Consider the following 2,765-nt stretch of genomic DNA (forward strand, 5'->3'; position numbering starts at 1 on the left):
TCACGGTGCATCACTTCCAGCGTTTCATGGTCGCCAATCAGGTGATGCAGTAATTGCAGGGCAATCCAACGGCCATCGGCTTCCTGCGCCACCATAAAACGCAATAACGGCGCATCACTCAGGTCAAGACGGTAATTGATGTTAAAACGGGCCGCCAATTGGCCGCTCACTGGCCCCTCTGCCGGATCCAGTGTGAGTTCAATGACTGATAAGGCAGCATGACGCCAGACGACCTGCACGGGGGCGGATAGGCTTTGCCAGATAAAGACAGTGCGTAAAATATCGTGACGGTCAACCACCCGTTGCATTGCTGCCAGATAACGATCCAGCAACGCACGGTCAGCAAACGCCATCTGGCTACTCAACAGGTACGGATCCCCTTCATGTGCCAGTAAATGGTGGAACAAAATTCCGTCCTGCAACGGCGATAAGGCATAAATATCCTGAATATTCTCCACTCCGCCCGGCACCTGTCCGACAATATGGTCAATATCTGCCTGCGTTAAATCTGCCAGCGGCAACATGGACGGGGTCAGTTGCTGTGTATCGACGGTAATCACATTCGGCGGAATTTCGATGGCCTGATGCTGCCCCACTGTTTGCGCCAGCTCGGACAACACCGGCGACCGGAACAACTCCCGTGCTGTCAGTGCTAATCCCTTCTGACGCAGGCGTTCAATCATACGTACCGCCAGCAGGGAGTGGCCCCCCAGCGCAAAGAAACTGTCATGGCGGCTGACCTGCTCCATACCGAGTAATTCACGCCAAATCGCTGCCAGCGTCATTTCGGTTGTCCCCTGTGGAGCTTCATACGCCTGCCGGGCAAAGGCGTCGCCGTCCGGGGCCGGCAGCGCCCGATGATCCAACTTCCCGTTCGGGGTCAGTGGCAATGCCTCCAGACGGACAAAAGCGGCCGGTACCATATAATCCGGCAAGATTGCGCTCAGATGAGCGCGCAGGCGGTTAACCAATTCCTCATCCGCTGCCGCGACCACATAGGCCACCAGGCGCTTATCCTGCCCTTCTCCCTGCGCCAGCACCACCGATTCACGCACCATGGGGTGCCCGGCCAGCCGGGCTTCAATTTCCCCCGGTTCAATACGGAAGCCACGAATTTTCACCTGCTGGTCATTACGGCCGAGAAATTCCAGGTTACCGTCCGGCCGGTAACGGGCTAAATCCCCGGTACGGTACATGCGCGCATCCGGACTATCACTGAACGGATCGAGAAGGAAACGTTCAGCGGTTAATTCAGGCCGGTTCAGGTAACCCCGCGCCACCCCTATCCCACCAATATACAGCTCACCCACCGCCCCCAGCGGTACTGGCTGACCATGTGCATCCAGCAAATAAACCTGAGTATTCGCCGTTGGACGCCCAATAGGCACCCCGATATCGGTATACTCTGACGGGCACTGCCAGGTCGCAGCACACACCGTTATCTCGGTCGGGCCATAGGCATTGAATAGCGTGACCCGGTCACACAGCGCCTGAATTAACGCCCTACTGGGTGCTTCGCCCCCCAATATCAGGGTGGGTTTGACCGATAACACCGGTATATCCGCCCCGTCATGAAGCAGAGCCGGGGGCAGGCAAGCATGTGTTATCGCCTGGGCTTCCAGATAATGCCATAACGCGGTCGGGTTCTGCCGCACATGGTCAGTGGGAATAGCCAGCGTAGCCCCACTGCACAGTGCCATCATGATTTCCCAGACACTGGCATCAAAACTTAATGAAGCAAACTGCAACACCCGGCTTTCCGTACCAATCGCGAATTGCGTGATTTTATCCTGGATCAGGTTAACTAACCCACAATGCTCGACCATCACACCTTTCGGGGTGCCGGTCGAACCGGAAGTGTAAATCACGTACGCCAGATAGCGTGAAGTCAATACCGGTATCTGCGGATTACTATCTGGCTGGTCAAACGAGGTATTCGGGTCGAGTACGTTTCGTTCTGCCAGTGCGGGATCACCCAATGCTGACCGGCCAAGACTGTCTGCCAACACTATCGCTGGCGCTGTATCCCTCAGATTGTCGGCCAGACGCTCTCCCGGATAAGCCGGATCCAGCGGTACATAGGCTCCGCCGGCTTTTAAGACGGCCAGCACCCCGACCACCATGGCCGGGGTGCGTGCCACACAAATGGCAACCCGTTGCTCTGGTTCAATACCCAGTTCAATCAACTGATGTGCCAGCCGGTTAGCCTGGGCGTTTAATTCTGCGTAACTGAGTGTCTGGCTTTCATAGACCAGTGCCGTGGCCTGCGGGGTTTTCGCTGCCTGTTGTTCAAACCACTGGTGAATACACAACGCTTCAGGGTAGGCTGTTTCCGTTGCATTCCAGGTGCTTAATAACAGTGTACGTTCTGCTTCCGGCAGGATGTTCAACTGCCGTACCGGGGTTTCCGGCGCCTGTTCCAGCGCCTCCACCAGACTTTCCAGCGCCTGCTGCATATAGCCGCATATTCTCGCTGGCTCAAACGGCTGCACGACCTGCGCCGTTAAGCCCAACGTCTCACCAAAATCTTCCACTGACAACACAAAGGGATAGTTGGTCCGCTCCTGTTCCCCAACAAACTCAATCCCACTGACCAGTTCACCTGACATTCCCAATAAGACATTGTGTCGGTAATTCAACAACGCACTAAAAAGAGGTGTACCACGATCAACCCCGCTACACTGCTGCGCCAGCGCCAGTGACGCATGTTCATGGGGTAGTAATCCCGCCAGCCGACGATGGGCAGCCTGCACGCTATCCCGTAC

Annotated in this window: 1 protein-coding gene; it reads right to left on the bottom strand. The window is 56.1% G+C overall.

Annotation, left to right across the window (positions count from 1 at the left end; translation table 11 throughout):
* A partial coding sequence (locus tag AAC147_RS01360; protein ID WP_047678817.1) for a non-ribosomal peptide synthetase occupies positions 1 to 2,765 on the bottom strand: 2,765 nt, incomplete at both ends.

It is taken from the genome of Xenorhabdus sp. NBAII XenSa04 (assembly GCF_963866145.1).
In the GTDB taxonomy this organism is placed as follows: domain Bacteria; phylum Pseudomonadota; class Gammaproteobacteria; order Enterobacterales; family Enterobacteriaceae; genus Xenorhabdus; species Xenorhabdus indica.